Source organism: Catenibacterium sp. RTP21428st1_D7_RTP21428_210409, assembly GCF_040227455.1.
Taxonomy (GTDB): Bacteria; Bacillota_I; Bacilli_A; order Erysipelotrichales; family Coprobacillaceae; genus Catenibacterium; species Catenibacterium mitsuoka_A.
Map to the genome: position 1 here is coordinate 1 of NZ_JBEHVX010000050.1, position 16,842 is coordinate 16,842.

17 protein-coding genes are annotated in these 16,842 nt (G+C 33.7%); 7 read left to right on the forward strand and 10 right to left on the reverse strand.

The window, feature by feature from the left end; genetic code table 11:
- Together ABUA27_RS08050 and ABUA27_RS08055 are read left to right on the forward strand one after the other, a co-directional pair.
- Positions 1 to 153: zinc ribbon domain-containing protein (locus ABUA27_RS08050; protein ID WP_349820538.1), on the forward strand; the 153-nt coding region annotated here is incomplete at its 5' end.
- Positions 154 to 348: 195 nt separating this feature from the next.
- Positions 349 to 1,254, forward strand: a complete 906-nt coding sequence (locus ABUA27_RS08055) for an SPFH domain-containing protein (RefSeq protein ID WP_349820536.1) — start codon at positions 349 to 351, stop codon at positions 1,252 to 1,254.
- 76 nt (positions 1,255 to 1,330) lie between these two features.
- Here the strand turns inward: ABUA27_RS08055 and ABUA27_RS08060 are convergent, their stop codons facing one another.
- Positions 1,331 to 1,612 (reverse strand): hypothetical protein, encoded by a 282-nt coding sequence (locus ABUA27_RS08060; protein ID WP_287845068.1) that lies wholly within the window; start codon positions 1,610 to 1,612, stop codon positions 1,331 to 1,333.
- A 12-nt stretch (positions 1,613 to 1,624) separates the two neighbouring features.
- Positions 1,625 to 2,380, reverse strand: a complete 756-nt coding sequence (locus ABUA27_RS08065; RefSeq protein ID WP_187013010.1) for a DeoR/GlpR family DNA-binding transcription regulator — start codon at positions 2,378 to 2,380, stop codon at positions 1,625 to 1,627.
- A gap of 219 nt (positions 2,381 to 2,599) precedes the next feature.
- On the opposite strand from ABUA27_RS08065, the gene ABUA27_RS08070 reads away from it, so the two are divergent.
- From ABUA27_RS08070 to galE, 5 genes are all read left to right on the forward strand, one after another.
- Complete coding sequence (locus ABUA27_RS08070; RefSeq protein WP_022424805.1) at positions 2,600 to 2,920, forward strand: PTS sugar transporter subunit IIA; 321 nt, start codon at positions 2,600 to 2,602, stop codon at positions 2,918 to 2,920.
- Positions 2,920 to 4,581 carry a PTS transporter subunit EIIC gene (locus ABUA27_RS08075; RefSeq protein WP_129981533.1) on the forward strand — a complete coding sequence of 554 codons (1,662 nt, stop codon included), beginning with the start codon at positions 2,920 to 2,922 and terminating at the stop codon, positions 4,579 to 4,581. Before ABUA27_RS08070 ends, ABUA27_RS08075 begins: the two co-directional genes overlap by 1 nt.
- Before the next feature lie 4 nt (positions 4,582 to 4,585).
- A complete protein-coding gene (gene lacG / locus ABUA27_RS08080; protein WP_022424807.1) occupies positions 4,586 to 5,986 on the forward strand; it encodes a 6-phospho-beta-galactosidase in 1,401 nt (466 codons plus the stop codon).
- A gap of 2 nt (positions 5,987 to 5,988) precedes the next feature.
- Entirely contained in the window at positions 5,989 to 6,642 is a 654-nt protein-coding gene (locus tag ABUA27_RS08085; protein ID WP_022424808.1) for an HAD family hydrolase, read from the forward strand.
- 182 nt (positions 6,643 to 6,824) lie between these two features.
- Positions 6,825 to 7,823 carry a UDP-glucose 4-epimerase GalE gene (galE, locus tag ABUA27_RS08090; protein ID WP_129981532.1) on the forward strand — a complete coding sequence of 333 codons (999 nt, stop codon included), beginning with the start codon at positions 6,825 to 6,827 and terminating at the stop codon, positions 7,821 to 7,823.
- Positions 7,824 to 7,871: 48 nt separating this feature from the next.
- Here galE and ABUA27_RS08095 read toward each other — a convergent pair whose 3' ends face one another.
- The 8 genes from ABUA27_RS08095 to ABUA27_RS08130 form a co-directional block, all read right to left on the reverse strand.
- On the reverse strand, positions 7,872 to 8,438 hold the full coding sequence (locus ABUA27_RS08095) for a nucleotidyltransferase family protein (RefSeq protein ID WP_129981531.1): 567 nt from the start codon (positions 8,436 to 8,438) through the stop codon (positions 7,872 to 7,874).
- Positions 8,431 to 10,719 (reverse strand): xanthine dehydrogenase family protein molybdopterin-binding subunit, encoded by a 2,289-nt coding sequence (locus tag ABUA27_RS08100; RefSeq protein WP_317375481.1) that lies wholly within the window; start codon positions 10,717 to 10,719, stop codon positions 8,431 to 8,433. Before ABUA27_RS08100 ends, ABUA27_RS08095 begins: the two co-directional genes overlap by 8 nt.
- On the reverse strand, positions 10,716 to 11,192 hold the full coding sequence (locus ABUA27_RS08105; RefSeq protein ID WP_022424980.1) for a (2Fe-2S)-binding protein: 477 nt from the start codon (positions 11,190 to 11,192) through the stop codon (positions 10,716 to 10,718). Before ABUA27_RS08105 ends, ABUA27_RS08100 begins: the two co-directional genes overlap by 4 nt.
- 1 nt (position 11,193) lies before the next feature.
- On the reverse strand, positions 11,194 to 11,967 hold the full coding sequence (locus tag ABUA27_RS08110; protein ID WP_281072974.1) for an FAD binding domain-containing protein: 774 nt from the start codon (positions 11,965 to 11,967) through the stop codon (positions 11,194 to 11,196).
- Positions 11,968 to 11,982: 15 nt separating this feature from the next.
- On the reverse strand, positions 11,983 to 12,975 hold the full coding sequence (locus ABUA27_RS08115) for an ABC transporter substrate-binding protein (RefSeq protein ID WP_349820537.1): 993 nt from the start codon (positions 12,973 to 12,975) through the stop codon (positions 11,983 to 11,985).
- A gap of 116 nt (positions 12,976 to 13,091) precedes the next feature.
- Positions 13,092 to 14,504 carry a polysaccharide deacetylase family protein gene (locus ABUA27_RS08120; RefSeq protein WP_317375475.1) on the reverse strand — a complete coding sequence of 471 codons (1,413 nt, stop codon included), beginning with the start codon at positions 14,502 to 14,504 and terminating at the stop codon, positions 13,092 to 13,094.
- A 326-nt stretch (positions 14,505 to 14,830) separates the two neighbouring features.
- Positions 14,831 to 15,028: a hypothetical protein gene (locus tag ABUA27_RS08125; RefSeq protein ID WP_288834728.1), complete on the reverse strand. Its 198-nt coding sequence runs from the start codon at positions 15,026 to 15,028 to the stop codon at positions 14,831 to 14,833.
- A gap of 5 nt (positions 15,029 to 15,033) precedes the next feature.
- Positions 15,034 to 16,776 carry an ATP-binding cassette domain-containing protein gene (locus ABUA27_RS08130; RefSeq protein ID WP_349820539.1) on the reverse strand — a complete coding sequence of 581 codons (1,743 nt, stop codon included), beginning with the start codon at positions 16,774 to 16,776 and terminating at the stop codon, positions 15,034 to 15,036.
- Positions 16,777 to 16,842 lie beyond the last annotated feature (66 nt).

Sequence of the window (16,842 nt, forward strand, 5' to 3'; positions counted from 1 at the left end):
CCATCATCTAAGACATGTCATTGCTGTAAAAGTATCAAGAAAGATTTAAAGCTTTCAGATAGAATTTTCAGATGTGATTGTGGTTATATCGAAGACAGAGATTTCAATGCCGCACTTAATCTGAGAGATGCTACGACTTACGAAGTTGCATAAATGAACGCAAACGTAAGTATGTACCGAAGGCTAGTTCGGGAATTTACGACTATGGAGTGCACTAGAACTTGTGAGTAGATATGATTTCGGTCAATCCAAAGCATGCACAATGACATTGTAAGTAATGTTCGTGAGAACTTACATTATCTTGATGTGAGTATATTTAATCACATTTTGAGTGGCAGGGTAACTAAGATGTTAGGATTTATTTTAATGATTTTATTAATCGTAATTGTTGTTATTCTTATTTTCAGTACAGTAAAGATTGTTCCACAGTCATATGCTTATGTAGTAGAAAGAATCGGTGCATATGACCGTACATTAAATGTAGGTTTACATATTCTTATTCCTTTAATTGATCGTGTATCTAATCGTGTATCATTAAAGGAACAGGTTATGGACTTCGCTCCACAGCCAGTTATTACTAAAGATAACGTTACAATGCAGATTGATACAGTTGTCTATTTCTCTATCACAGATCCTAAGTTATTTACTTATGGTGTAGTAAGACCAATTAATGCGATTGAAACATTAACTGCAACTACATTAAGAAATATCATTGGTGAACTTGAATTAGATGATACATTAACATCAAGAGATATCATTAACTCTAAGATGAGATCTATTCTTGATGATGCCACTGATCCATGGGGTATCAAGGTAACTAGAGTAGAAGTTAAAAACATTCTTCCTCCAAAAGATATTCAGGAAGCAATGGAAAAACAGATGCGTGCAGAACGTGAAAGACGTGAATCTATCTTAGTAGCTGAAGGTAAAAAACAGGCTGCAATCTTAAATGCAGAAGGGGATAAGGAATCTCTTGTATTGCGTGCAACAGCTGAAAAAGAAGCACAGATTGCGAAGGCTGAAGGTCAGGCTGAAGCATTAAGACTTGTTTATGAAGCACAAGCTAAAGCTATTCAGTATATTAATGAAGCAAATCCTGAATCAGCTTATATCCAGTTAGAAGGATTAAAAGCATTAAAGAACTTAGCTGATGGACAAGCTACAAAGATTATTGTACCTAATGACTTAGCAGGGTTAGCTGGTACACTTACAACTTTATCAGAATCACTTAAGGATCCTAAAAAGCCTGAGTAACAACAGTCAGAAGACAGATGCTGTCTTCTGATTTTTTTGTATCTAAAAAGCCGTGCGTGTTGCACGGCTTGTATAATCATTTGAAGATATCCTTTATCTTACTACCAACAGGTTTATAATTAAGCAATTTCTTGATTTCTTCCTTGTCTAAGTATTCTTCAATATAACCACAATTCTCACAAATATAGAAAGTCTTCTTTGCGGTATTTCCCTCTTTGAATATAGTGAAAACTTGCGAAGGCTTATTAATATGATTCGTTATTTGAGAAATATTACCACCACCATTTTCATGGAGCTGATCTTTAATAATAATAATTTTATCATGATTACATTTTGGGCAGATTCCAGTCTTTTTCATAGTGAGTTCTCCCTATACCGTTACAATAGTTGTATATTCTTTATAATGTTTTAATACATCAGGATCAATTTCATTATCGGTAATGACTGCATCAAAATTAAAGAGATCATAGAAGATATAAAAGTCAGAACGATTAAACTTAGTAGAATCTACAAGTAAATATCTATTCTTCGCATTATCTAAAGGTATTCCCTGTGATTCTCCCTCTTCTAATGAATAAGTTGTAATACCACTATTAAAGATACCGTTACATCCAATAAAGGCTTTTGTATATCTTAGTTTACTTAATACCATATTTGTGATTGGACCTACAAAGGTATTTGTATTACTACGATATTCTCCACCTGTTAACATTACATCAGTAGGAGTATGACCACTCAAGATATTAAATACTGCAAGAGAATTCGTAACTACTCTAATATTACGTCCACATAACTGCTCAGCTAATAACTGAATAGTAGTACCAGGACCTAAGAATATAGTTTCTCCTTCTTGAATAAGACTTGCTGCTTTATGCGCAATTCTTGTTTTTTCTTCTATCTGTACAGAAGATTTCTCTAAATGAGAACGTTCATGATCCATACTAAAAGATAAACTCTGTGCACCACCATGTACTCTTAATAACTTGCCAGACTTCTCTAATTCATCTAAATCTCTTCTTGCGGTCATATCAGAGATTTCTAATTGTTCCATAATTTCATTAATAGAAATAATACCTTTTTGATTGACCATCTGTGTAATTCTTACAAGACGTTCCTTTTTTAACATGTTTTCACTCTCCTTGTCAGTGTCAGTATATCATTCAAAATAATCTAAATCAACACAAAACAAACAAAAACAAACGTACAGAAAATGATTTAGCTTGTTTTTTATCATAAATGTTTGTAAATATTTAATTATTTGTTTTGTATTGTTTATATTTGTTGACAAATGTGATGAATGCGATTACACTGTAGTTGTAGAAAACAAAAGAGGAGAAAAAAGAAAATGACTAAAGATGAATTAAGTATGGTAGGCTTTGAAATCGTAGCTTACTCAGGAGATGCAAGAAGTACTTTATTAGAATTATTAAAAGAAATGCGTGCAGGTAATTTTGATAATGTAGAAGAAAAGTTAAAGGAAGCAGATGAAAATATCAATCTCGCACATCAGTCTCAGACAACTATTCTTCAGCAAGAAGCACGTGGTGAAGATATGGAAATGGGATTTATCTTCATTCATGGACAGGATCATTTGATGACTACAATCTTATTAAGAGATGTTATTGAAGATTTTATTACTTTATATAGAGAAAGAGGGACAAAATAATGTTAGACGCTGTCATTAAGAAAATTGAAAAAGGTAAACCATTTTTCGATAAAATTGCTCAAAATATTTATTTAGGTGCTGTACGTGATGGCTTCTTAACAGCAATGCCAGCCATCTTATTCTCAAGTGTATTTATCTTAGCTGCTTCAATTCCAGAAATCTTTGGAATTAAGTTGCCAGCAGATGTCTCAACATGGTTGTGGAAAGTCTATAACTATTCAATGGGTATTGTTGGTTTACTAGTATCAGCAACAACTGCAAAGTGCTTAGCTGAAAGCATGAATCGTCGTTTGCCAGAAGGTAAAGTAATCAACACAACTTCAGTTATGCTTGCAAGTATTTGTGGTTTCTTTATGTTAGCAGTCAGTGATGTAAAGCTTGGTATCTCTACTACTTATTTAGGTACTAAAGGTTTACTTGCTTCATTCATCGCTGCATTCATCACAGTTAAGATGTATAAGTTCTGTGTTGAAAAAGATGTCACTATTCATATGCCAAAAGAAGTGCCAGGGACAATCTCTCAGATGTTCAGAGATGTGTTCCCATTCTCTTTCTCAGTATTGGTATGTGTTATTATTGATTTAATTGTTCGTAATTTATTTGGTTATACTTTTGCAGAAGCAATCATCACATTATTACAGCCATTATTCACAGCTGCAGATGGTTATTTAGGAATCTGTATTATCTGGGGTGCAATGGCAATGTTCTGGTTCGTTGGTGTACATGGTCCAAGTATTGTTGAACCAGCTATCGCTGCAATCATCTATGCAAACGTAGATGCAAACTTAGTATTATTTAAAGCAGGACATCAGGCCGCAAATGTATTAACAGTAGGTTTAGGTAACTTCGTAGGTACAATGGGTGGTACAGGTGCTACTCTAGTTGTTCCATTCTTATTTATGTTATTTGCTAGATCTAAACAGTTAAAAGCTGTTGGTAAAACAACTTTCATTCCAGTATGTTTCGCAGTTAATGAACCATTATTATTTGCTACTCCAATCGTATTAAACCCATATTTCTTTGTTCCATTCTTACTTGCACCAATGGTGAATGTATCATTATTCAAATTCTTCGTTGATGTATTAAAGATGAACTCATTCATTTATGTATTACCTTGGGCTACTCCAGCTCCAATTGGTTTGATTTTAGGTACAGGTATTAGTTTCTTAGCTGTATTACTTGCTGTATTATTAATCGTAGTAGATGGTATTATTTACTTACCATTCGTTAAAGCATATGATGCTTCATTATTAGAAGAAGAAAAACAGAAAGAAGCTTTAGAAGCATTAGAAGAACAGGTTAAAGAAGAAGAACCTGAAACAAATGAACCTCTTCAGTTAGATAAGAAGATCAATGTATTAGTATTATGTGTAGGCGCTGGTACAAGTGCTATGTTTGCAAATGCTGTTAAAGAAGGGGCTAAAGAAACTGGTTTTCCAGTAGATGCCACTGCAAGTGCTTATGGTAATCACTATGATATCTTAAAGAACTATGATGTCGTTGTCTTATCTCCACAGGTACAGGCTCATTTAGAAGAAGTAAAACAGGATGCGAAAGAAGGTACTAAAGTCATTGCAACTAAGGGTGCTCAATATATTCAGTTAACTCGTGATCCTAAGGGTGCTGTTGAATTTATCGTTGAACAGGAAAAGGAAGGTTAAGTACATGAAATTCTCTGATGATTTTATCTTTGGTGGCGCTACAGCTGCTTATCAGTGTGAAGGTAGTACATTAGAATATGGTAAAGGTAAAGTGTCTTGGGATGACTTTCTTGCAAAGCAGGGTCGTTTCAAGGCAGACCCTGCCAGTGATTTCTACCACCAGTATGGACAAGATTTAAAGCTATGTAAAATGTTTGGTATTAATGGAATTCGTATCTCTATTTCATGGGCACGTATCTTCCCTGATGGTACAGGAAAAATCAATCAGGAAGGTATTGATTTCTATCATAGAGTATTCCAGGAATGTCATAAGAATAATGTAGAACCATTTATCACATTACATCATTTTGATACACCTGATACTTTATATCAGAAGGGTGACTTTTTAAATAGAGAAACAGTAGATGCATTTGTAGACTATGCAAAGTTCTGTTTTGAAGAATATAAGGATGAAGTTAAATACTGGTTTACTTTCAATGAAATCTGGGCAGTAGCTACAAACACTTATATTGAAGGAACATTCCCTAATGGTGAAAAATATAATATGACAAAAGCATTCCAGATTATGCATAATATGATGCTTGCTCATGCGAAAGCTGTTGTTGCTTATAAAGAAGCAGGATATAAAGGACAGATTGGCTGTGTACAGTCACTAGAATATAAGTATCCTTATGATGAAAATAGTTTAGATGATATACAGGCTGCAAAGAACGAAGATGTATTACAGAACCAGTTCTTATTAGATGCAACATTCAAAGGATATTACTCTACTGAAACAATGGAAATTGTAGATCGTTTAGTAGCTATTAATAATGGTCAGCTAGACTTAAGAGATGAAGACTTTGAAGTCATGAAGAAAGCAGCAGTCTTAATTGACTATATGGGTATGAACTATTACCAGTCACGTTTCATTCAGTACTATGATGGTGAGAATGATATCCATCATAATGGAACTGGTGAAAAGGGTACTTCACGTTTCTGCTTAAAGAATGTAGGACGTAGAATGGAAAAAGAAGGTATTCCTAGAACAGACTGGGACTGGTTAATTCATCCAGAAAGTATGTTTGATATGTTAGTGCGTATTCGTCAGCAGTATCCAAACTACAAGTGTATCTATATTACAGAAAACGGTATGGGTTATAAAGATGAATTTGTAGATGGTGTGATTGATGATGCACCAAGAATTGATTATATCAAGAAACATTTACAGTATGCATTAAAGGCAGTTGAAGTGGGTGTTAATGTAAAGGGCTACTTTGTATGGTCATTAATGGATATGTTCTCATGGACTAATGGATATAATAAGCGTTATGGCTTATTCTATGTAGACTATGAAACACAGAAACGTTATCCAAAAGCAAGTGCTTATTGGTATAAGGGCGTATCAGAAACGAAAGAGGTGTAGTTATGAATTCTTATAAAGGAGTTATATTTGATTTTAATGGAACATTGTTTTTTGACAATCCAAAGCATGTATTAGCCTGGGGAAAGATTTCCGAGGAAATAAGACATCATGGAATTAGCGAAGAAGAGCTACATGAACATTTCAATGGTGTTCCTAATAATAAGATCATTGAATATATGTTTGATGGACAATGTACAGATGAAGTGAAACAGAAATATTCTTTACTTAAAGAACAGTACTATCGTGAATTCTGTAAGGAAGATAAAGAAACATTTCATTTAGTTGCTGGCGCTACAGAATTCTTTGATAAACTTAAAAACAACAACATTCCATTTACTATCGCAAGTGCATCCATTAAACCAAATATTGATTTCTTTGTAGAATCATTCCATCTTGATCATTGGATTAATCCTGATGATATTGTTTATGATGATGGAACATATGATAATAAGATCATGATGTTCAAGAAAGCAGCTAATATTCTAGGAGTAGATATAAGTGACTGCTTAATCGTTGAAGACTCCCTAAGTGGTATTGAGAATGCCTATAAAGCAGGATGTAGAAATATAATCGTAATCGATTCTGCAAATAAAAGAGAAGAATATCAGAAGTTACCAGGAGTAACAAAAGTGATTGATTCATTTAAAGAAATTTAAACAAAGAGCCATCTTATTAAAGATGGTTCTTTTTGCAAGAAAACAAGATGGGCGCTTCACTATGATAATTCAGTCTTTTGTTAAGAACGATTTCGTTGTAAAATATAAGAGTCAAATAGAATAGTGATTTGGCTATGGCAGCTGTCATATATGGTGGTTGCAAAATTTATGGAGGAATAAATATGAATGTATTAGTTACAGGTGGTGCAGGTTATATTGGTAGTCATGTCTGTGTGGAATTACTACAGAGCGGACATGATGTTGTAGTCATCGATGACTTCTCAAATTCAAAACCAGAAGCCTTAGATGCCATTCATGAAATTACTGGTAAGAAAGTAAAGTTCTATGAATTTAACGTTTTAGATGAAGATAAGACAGAAGCAGTATTCAAGGAAAATAAATTAGATGCAGTCATTCACTGTGCAGCCTTCAAGGCAGTAGGTGAATCAGTAGTAAAGCCTATTGAATATTATACAAATAACTTAATGACTACTTTAGTAGTTGCTAAGCTTATGAAGAAGTATCATGTCCCTTCAATTGTATTCTCTTCAAGTGCTACAGTATATGGTGATCCTAAAGTTGTACCTTTAACTGAAGACTGTGAATTAGGACAGACTACAAACCCATATGGTTCTACAAAGGCTATGATGGAAAGAATTCTAACAGATGTACAGCATGCTGTACCAGAAATGTCTGTTACACTTCTTCGTTACTTCAACCCAATTGGTGCACATGAATCAGGATTATTAGGAGAAGATCCAAAGGGAATTCCTAACAATCTTATGCCTTATATTATGAAGGTTGCTGCAGGTGAACTTCCTTGCTTAGGTGTATTTGGTGATGACTATGATACACCAGACGGAACAGGTGTACGTGACTACATCCATGTTGTAGACTTAGCTAAGGGTCATGTTCTTGCAATTGAAAAATATGCAACACCAGGTGTTCATATCTGTAACCTAGGAACAGGTAAAGGATATAGTGTATTAGAAATCGTTAAGGCTTTTGAAAAGGTAAATGGTGTAAAAGTACCTTATGAAATCAAGCCAAGACGTGCTGGTGATATCGCAACATGTTATGCAGATCCTACTCGTGCAAAAGAACAGTTAGGATGGGTGGCTGAAAAGACACTAGAAGATATGTGCAGAGATACTTGGAACTTTGCAAAGAAACATATGTAACACTTAAGTCTCTCGAAAGAGAGGCTTTTTTGATGCAAAAAAAAGCAACTATTGTAGTTGCTTCAGGTCTTCTTGATAATCTATATCATAGAGTTCTCTTACATTCTCTACTTGTATATATTCTACTTCATCAGGATGCTTATTTAATACCTTTCTTCCACCTTGGTCTTGTTTTAATAGAACTAACTCAGGAATATAAGAACTGTCAAATAGAGTAGGGTTGCCTACTTTATCTTTATAAGCACAACTGGCAAGTTTATGTTTTGTATGCATCAGTTTGTCTATAGTATTCATAGAAATATAAGGCTGATCAGCGACCATGAAGATCATTCTAAATGGCTTCTCTAACGTATTTAAATAGTTCACAGCAGCCTTAATAGAATAAGAGAGACCATGAATACTCTCTAAACATAAAATGCTGGTAGCGCCTCTTTGAGACGCATATTGTAGTATCTCATCATATTGTGATACGACAATAACATGATCATATTCCTTTAATATGAGATCTAATGCATGTTGATATAACAGTTTATTTTGAAAAGGAAACAGCAGTTTGTTTCCTTTAAAACGTCTGCTGTTTCCTGATGCAAGATATATAATATATGTTTTATTCATCGATAGCCATGACAATCTTTTCAGGTGTCATTGGAAGATCTCTCACCCATGCACCACATGCACTGTGGATAGCAGCACATAAGGCTGGGGCTGGTGTATTGATGACACATTCACCAATAGACTTTGCACCAAATGGACCTGTCTTTTCATAACTGCTTTCAAAATAAACACGTAAATGACCCATATCAAGTCTTGTAGGAATCTTATAAGTCATGAAGTTATTTTCTGTTAAACCACCCTTAGGTGAATAAGTAATACTTTCTGATAATGCCATACCGATACCCTGTACAAGACCTCCTTCAGTCTGTACAGTTGCAAGATTAGTATTTACTACAGTACCACAGTCTACAACGGCTACATAATCTAGTATTTCTACAGAACCTGTTTCTTTATCTAATGCAATTTCTGCCATACCTACCATATATGGTGGTGGAGAAATTTTAGATGAATGAGTGCATGTTACCTGGATAGGGACTGTATTACCACACTGAGAGAATGTTGCGATATCCGTATGTGTAAATGATTCATTTGTAGCTGGATTATCAATTGTATTGCCAGTAAATACTAATGATTCAGGATCACATTCCCACTTATTGGCAGCAATCTTCATCATGTTCTCTTTGAGCTCTTCACTCGCTTTTCTTACAGCCATACCAGTAACATAAGTTGTACTAGAAGCATAAGAACCAGAATCATATGGAGAAGCATCAGTATCTGCACCAAAGACAACAATATTGTCTACATCACATTCTAATTCTTCTGCTGCCATCTGGGCAAGAATAGTATCACATCCAGTACCCATATCTGCAGCACCGATGCTTAACATATAAGAACCATCATCATTTAACTTTAATGTAGCAGACCCAACATCGACACCAGAGATACCTGATCCCTGCATTGCCATTGCAACACCTGCTGCCTTAATACGACCATCGGGCATTACAGTAGGAGTCTTACGGTTTTCCCAGTCAAATTCTTTCTTAGCACGTTCCATACATTTATCTAATGCACAGCTATCCGCAATTTCACCATAGTAGGCATCCATCTTCTGACCTTGACGTACCATGTTCTTTTCTCTGATTTCTACAGGATCCATATGTAAAATATCAGCTAATTCGTTGACACATGTTTCTAATGCATAAATACCCTGAGTCGCACCATAACCACGATATGCACCAGAAGATAATCTATTTGTGTAAACAACATCATAATGGAAACGGAATGCTTCTAGATTGTTTGTATATAGTGGAATAGATTTATGACCTGATAAACCTACAGTAGTAGGACCATGTTCACCAAAGGCACCAGAGTTAGATAATGTATATACATCAATGGCACGAATAGTACCATCATTCATAGCACCCACTTTAGTAGTGACTTCCATTTCATGACGTGGACTACCCGCAATCTGAGATTCAGTACGTGTATAAATAAGTTTAGATGGTTTCTTAGTCATCCATGTAACAAATGCAGGATAGATTTCAGTAACAAGTGACTGCTTTGCACCAAAGCCACCACCAATACGAGGCTTTTCAACACGAATCATAGACTTAGGAATATCTAAAGCATTCGCAAGAATACGACGTGCATGGAAAACAATCTGTGTAGAACTAATAACATGTAAACGACCATAAGTATCAATTTCACAATAAGTTCTAAATGTTTCCATCATCGCCTGATTGACTGCAGGAACGTGATAAGTACGTTCAATCACATGATCACATGATTTAAATACTTCTTCTAGATCACCATGTGTTTCATCTGCAGTGGCTACTAAGTTACGTTTATTGTCTGCCCCTACAGGACATAATGCTTTCCAGTTATCTTCAGGATGTACAAGAATAGGATTATCCTTAGCAGTTCTAAAGTCTAATACAGCTTCTTCTACTTGATATTTTACTTTAATAAGCTTTAATGCTTCATCTACTTTCTTTTCATCATAACCAGCAACAATCGCAACTGGATCACCTACGAATCTAACTCTCTGATCTAAGATTAAACGATCATAAGGGCTTGGTTCTGGATAAGTTTGACCAGCCATAGTAAAACGTTTCTGAGGCACATCTTTATAAGTATAAACAGCTTCAATTGTATCTACTGCCTTAGCTGCTTCTGTATCAATATTCTCAATTAATGCATTAGCATGAGGAGAATGAACAAGCTTTACAATCAAACAGTCGTGAGGTGTTACATCATCAACATAGACAGGTTTACCTAATAATAGGTTCATTGCATCTTTTTTTCTTATAGGTTTATTAACCTGTTTTAATTCCTGACTCATCCTAACACTTCCTTTCCATTTTCCTTGCAGTAATTAATATAGTTTCTAATACCTCTTAATTGTCCTTCATAACCAGAACAACGACAAAGGTTACCAGATAAGAATGCTCTGATTTCATCATCACTAGGATCTTTATTTTCTTCTAGTAATGCGATTGTATTCATCATAAATCCAGGATTACAGAAACCACACTGTTCAGCACCCTGATCAGCAATAAATTCAGCAAGTGGTCTTGCCTTTTCCTGTAAACCTTCTAAAGTAGTCACTTCATGACCTGCAGCTCTAGCTGCAAGAACACTACAAGAAAGAACTGGTTTGTTGTCTAATAATACTGTACATAATCCACAGTTACTTGTATCACAACCTCTTTTAACACTAAGACAATGCTCACTTCTTACAAAATCAATAAGAAGAGTATCAGGTAAAATACTACGAGTCATTGTTTTTCCATTTAATGTAATTGTAATTTCCATCTTACTGTGCCTCCAATTCCTTTAATGAACGTCTCATAAGAACCTTTACAAGCTTCTGACGATATTCTGCACTGCCTAAGTTATTGCTTCCAAGCTTGATTTCAGAAGATACTTCTTCAATAAAAGCTTCAATAGATTCATCATTTAATGCCATCTGTTTTTCATAAGCAATTGCCTTTAAAGGACGACCACCAATTACTACAGAATAAGTATCATTCATATAACTTGCACAACAAGTAAGAACAGGGAAATCAGTACTTACATTTCTCTGTGACTTATAACAAACCTTAATAGGTGTCTTCTTTACAATTACACGTACAAGAATATCAAGAGAAGGACGCATCCAAGCAAACTCTCTCATAGGTACAATACCACCGTCATATAATTCTACATAAGCATCTAATCCCATAAACATAGATAATACATCAGAGAAACCATAACGACCAAAAATAGAACCTCCTACAGTCGCACAGTTTCTAAACTGCACACCAATAATATGTTCCACACTATGCTTCATTGCATCATGTGTATAAGCATTTATTCCTGCATGAGTTTCTAACTGACGTAATGTCACCATTGCGCCAATAGTAAACTGTTCATCATCTTCTTCAATAGTATCTAAATGAAGATCACATAAATCAATTGCCTTTTCAACTGATCTATTCATCATCTTCAACCATAACATACCACCTACAATAATGTTTTTTCTGTTCTGAACGAGTTCATAAGCTTCCTCAAGCGACTGAGGTCTTACATATTCCTGAATATTTAACATCTTTTTCTATCCTTTCTATTTTGTGATAAGTGTTTCATCGAGACTAAAATCATAAAACTCTTTATAAAAATCTATTACATCCTTTTTATAATTCTCATATGTATAATCATGAGGATGAAGTACATATGATAGCCAGAGTGATGCAAGAATATGAGAAGGAACAGGATCCATCCATGATTCAACCACCTCAGGCATAATATAAATCTTCTTGTTCTTCACTATATCAAGTGATGAGAAGAATTCATAGTTATAAATAGAATCTTTTGAATAAGAAGCATTACGAGGCATGATCACTATATCTGGGTTTAAAGTTAATAATGTTTCTAACGCAATAGTAGGGTAGTCTACACCTTTAATACTCGCTGCAGCATTTTTCACATGTGCTGTAGTTAGTATAGTACTTTGAAACATAGAAGGTGTGACAGGTTTATAAATAGACTCTTTTGAAGCAATATAAACATGCTTATTAGAAGTACCTAAACTATTCATCTTACTCTTTTTAGTACTATAGTAGTTCTTTAACTTCTTCGCATTGTTTTGTTTACCACAAACTTTCGCAATAAGTGAAACCATGGCATCATACTTCTTTTCACTAGAAGGATCAACCACAATAACTTTTATATGTTTTTCTTCAAAATCCTCAATAAGATCCTTATTCTCTTTCATCATAAATACTACATCAGGAGCTGTCTTTGCGATAAGACTGACATTACATCCTACCTGAGGTAGTTCTAATAAATCAGGATCTGTCTTTTGATAAATGCTTCTAGAAGAAGCATTCTTTTCTATACCAACTAACTGATCATTTACTCCTAATGCAAGGCATGTAGAAGTTGTTATATATGAAGTGCTTACTACACGTTTTACTTGGTCTTTAATTGTAATCTGACGTCCTATCTGATCATTCACAATAATTGCATCAGATTCTTCTTCTTTATCTGAAGAACATCCAGGTAATAATGAGATGAGTAAAAATAGACAAACAATTGAAATAATTCTTTTCTTCAAAACAAATCTCCTTACGATATTATTCAGTATATTTTCCGAAAAAATTATATCATGAAAATATGAATAATGAACAAAAAATATAGGATACTAAAAGAAAAAAGCCTCGAATGAGGCTTTTAGTTTAATACTCTTTGATGAGGTGTAAATGTTGTATCATTAATACCCTTGAATGTATAACCAAGGCTCTGATAATGTTCAATAACTTTAGGTAATGCTTCCACAGTTGTATTCTTTGCAGCTGTATCATGGAATAAGATCATAATCTGATTATTACGAGAAGCTGTTGCATTCGCAATAAGTCTTGCAGTAGGCACATTATTACCTGATGCATCTCCACTGCTGACATTCCAGTCATAATACTGATAACCTTTTTCCTGTACCATTCTAGTAAGATTACTCATAATACCTGCAGAATAATGTCTAGAAACTGTATTAGAACTTCCTCCAGGGAATCTAATATAACGAGGAGTAAATCCAATAAGACCCTTAACCATATCACCTACTTTATTTAAATCATTAAAGTAAGCATCAGTAGAAGCATAAACAGTACGATAATCATGACAATAAGTATGAAGTGCTATAGTATTACCTCTCTTATGTGCTTCCTGAATTAAGTAATTATATTTCTGACCATTACCAGTCACAAAGAATGTTGCTTTCGCATGATATCTATCAAGAATATCTAACACACGCTGAGTATTCTGAGAAGGTCCATCATCAAATGTAAGATAAACAACCTTTTCACCAGTAGGTGCAACTGCATTGGCAGGACGTGGATTATTTACAATAACAGTCTGTGTATACTTTCTTTCATTACCAGACTTATCTTTAGTTGTATAGATGACTTTATAAGTACCTGCTTTTCCAAAATCTACTTTGCTGCTGTCTACAGATACCTTAGGATTCTTATCAAAATCATCTTCTACAGTAATACCCTTCATGAAATCAATGTTAGAACCTATTGTCGTATCATAATTTTGAAGACCTGCAAGTAGTGGTGCTTTAGTATCCTTTACAGCTTTCACATTTACTTCTTTTTCAGCCTTATTACCACCCTGATCTTCTACAACAACAGTAACCTTTTGTGTACCTTCTTTATCAAAAGATACATCTTTCTTAAAGTAAGTCTTAGTCTTTGTTTCATCTTTAATATCAGTCACAAGTTCACTTGCTTTAACTTTAGTACCTACTTCTACTGCTTTATTCACTACCTTAAATGTAGGTTTCTTAGTATCTACAACTTCTACATTTAATACGTAGTTCTTCTTGTTTAATGTATAAGTAATCTTATACTTTCCAAGTTTTTTGACGTTAACTTTAGAATTATCTACAGTTACATCACTCTTATTACCTCTTACTTTTTTAATAAAAGACATAGGATTGTAAGTACTATTGATTTCAATATCCTGTGTACTTTCATTAAAGCTAACAGCTGGACGTGTCATAAAATAAATGCCTAGACCAAGCACTAAAACGACAATACAGCCTAATAGGACATATGCCCTCTTTCTTAAATGACGTTTTTTCATTTCTATTCTACCTCAACTTTATATCTTCAACAATTTTGTATTATATATCTAATATGTGTAATTTGTGTGGAAATTAAGAAACACTTAAGAACTTTTTTTAATTACGTATTATTTCATACGTTGTCATCAGGCATCACTTCCGTTTTCAACTTAAAAGAAGAATTACGAAGGGTTGCGTACCTTCGTCATAACGACCAAGGATAACCACCTACCGTATACGGTTGTTTCACATAAAAATTATATCATATAAGCACAGAACTATAGATAAGTTGTTGAGTATTGAAAAAAATCGGAGAGATGTTTTTCCCTCCGAATTTAATATGTGATTAGTTTCCTTTTCTTTTTATAAACCATAAGGAGATAATACCAAGCAATAAACTAATCGCAAAACCAATACCGAGAAGTTCATAGTTGAAATAAGAATACGTGGTATTATTCACAACTTCCACTGCAGGAGTCATACTTACAATAAGACCGGTAATAATACATCCTACAGAGACTATAATAATGGGTAGTTTTTTCATGATCATCACTCACTTGTCTTTAATAGATTTCCTTCGTTGTTTGATCTCATTAATACAATAAAAGTCAAACAAGGAATAATTAGAATAACCGAATTCACTAGGATTAAGATAGAAATAGCTTGTTCTATCATTATAGAAGGTAATATATGATATTGGAAGAAGAATAAAGATAAGACTGAAATCATAGATAGAATGATAGATACCAGACAATAAGAAGATCTTTCTTTCAATATTAATTGTAGACATTGTAATCTATTAAGTCCATTCACTAATAGTAGTGCATATTGATAACGTCTAGAAACAATATCAAATATACCAATAATAAAACATGTACTTATAAACATGATAAACATAATCATAGAGAACTGTTGTATCATTTCAAATCCAAATGTAGTTGTTTTATTTAATATTGCAGAAGAAACAGGATTATAGACCTTAATATCAGAATCATGTTTTTTAATAAACTCAGTTACAGATTGAATGTTCTTATATGAGTTTACTTTGATGATATAGACATTGGACTGATATATATTGTTTTGTGTATATTGATTTACTATCTTCTGATAAAGATTTGGAGATATATAAATAATGTTTTCTGTTGTTTTTGTATATCGGTTATGAATATCTTTATCTGTGACATTTGCATTAACGAGTTCAAAAGGAATCATGTTGAAGGTGTAGGTATTACTTGTAGGTATTTGAAGAATACCTTTGATATGGATAGTCTTGTTTAGTTTTTGATAGAGAGAATAAGAAATATAGACATGATCAGTATTGAGTTGTTTATTCTCAATACTGAATGATTGTTTTGTATAAGTCTTATATGTTTTCATATTCCCATAATAAGGCTGTATGACAATAGTCTCCTGCGTATTTAAGACATTCCATTGGAAGAATGGCTGAATACTTTGAACCATACTGTTGTTGGATATGTCTTGAATGAGTGTTTTAGGAATAGGCTGACCGCCCATATCATAAGCATTACCACCATCTTTATAAGAAATCCTTAATTCATTATCAATTGCTTTATTAATCATAGTGTCTGTTTCTGTTTGATAATAAGCTTGAAAGCACATCATATATGTCACTATGATCATCATAATACTTATCACAACATTTCTTTTATAATGGATTCTATTGGACTTCTCAGCCTTTAAGTAATAGGTAACAGGATTTGTATGAATATGTTCTTTAGGTTCTATTTTATTGATCTCTGTATAAGATTCTTTCTCTAATATGATTTGCTGGTGCTCTATATGGTAATGTATATCAGCAATCTCCAACATCCCCATATCATGTGTCGCAATCACAACTGTCTTATGATATCTATGACATAATTCATGAATAATCTTTCTCGTATGTTCTCTATTGATCGTATCTAGATAAGCGGTAGGCTCATCTAGAAAGATAATATCTGGATTCTTCATCATACAGCATAATATAAGTAATCTCTGTTTTTGACCACCAGATAAAATATCTACTTTTCCATTTAAATCAATATTTAAATCTAATTCATCCAATAGCTTCATCATTTGATCTTTATGAAATGGAACTTCAGCAAGCTCACTAAATAGTTGAATATTCTGTATTGCTGTTAAATCATCAAATAATCTACAATCCTGAAATACAAAACCATAATCATTACTGTCGGTATAAAACTCATTCTTGGAATAATGTGTTAGTCCTGCGAGTTCAAATAATAAAGTAGATTTACCAGAACCACTTTCACCAGTAATTACAGATAATATGAAATGACCTCCTAGTTGTCAAAACGTGGATTTAAACTCATAATAAGAATAGAAAACAAAAAGTGA